Origin of the sequence: Streptomyces millisiae, from assembly GCF_031845425.1 — a bacterium.
Classification (GTDB): Bacteria; Actinomycetota; Actinomycetes; order Streptomycetales; family Streptomycetaceae; genus Streptomyces; species Streptomyces millisiae.
Genome location: NZ_JAVREM010000202.1, coordinates 1 through 564, shown reverse-complemented (window position 1 = coordinate 564; position 564 = coordinate 1). Strand labels below are relative to the sequence as shown.

General features: G+C 71.6%; 1 protein-coding gene. It reads left to right on the top strand.

What is annotated here, in order from left to right; all coding sequences use genetic code 11:
* Positions 1–41: 41 nt before the first annotated feature.
* The coding region (locus RNC47_RS36220) for a threonine aldolase family protein (RefSeq protein WP_311605113.1) at positions 42–564 on the top strand (523 nt) is incomplete at its 3' end.

Below are 564 nucleotides of genomic sequence, written 5' to 3'. Positions count from 1 at the left end.
GTCTGGGACAAGCCCGCCCCCGAAGTGAACGGAAAGCGCCTGTGGCTGACCCCGCAACCGTAAGGACCGACGCGCGCCGCCACCACGACCCGCAGGTGCGCGGGTTCGCGAGCGACAACTACGCGGGCGCGCACCCCGAGATCCTCGCGGCCATCGCCCTCGCCCACGGCGGCCACCAGGTCGCCTACGGCGAGGACGACTACACCGGCCACCTCCAGCGCGTCATGCACAGCCACTTCGGCCCCACCGCCGAGGCGTTCCCGGTCTTCAACGGCACGGGAGCCAACCTGGTGGCCCGCCAGGCGCTCACCGACGGATGGGGCGCGGTCATCTGCGCCGAGTCCGCGCACATCAACGTGGACGAGGGCGGCGCGCCCGAGCGGATGGGCGGCCTGAAGCTCCTCACCGTACCCACGCCGGACGGCAAGCTCACCCCCGAGCTCATCGACCGGCAGGCGTACGGCTGGGACGACGAGCACCGGGCCATGCCGCAGGTCGTCTCGATCACCCAGAACACCGAGCTGGGCACCGTCTACACCCCCGACGAGATCCGCGCCATCTGCG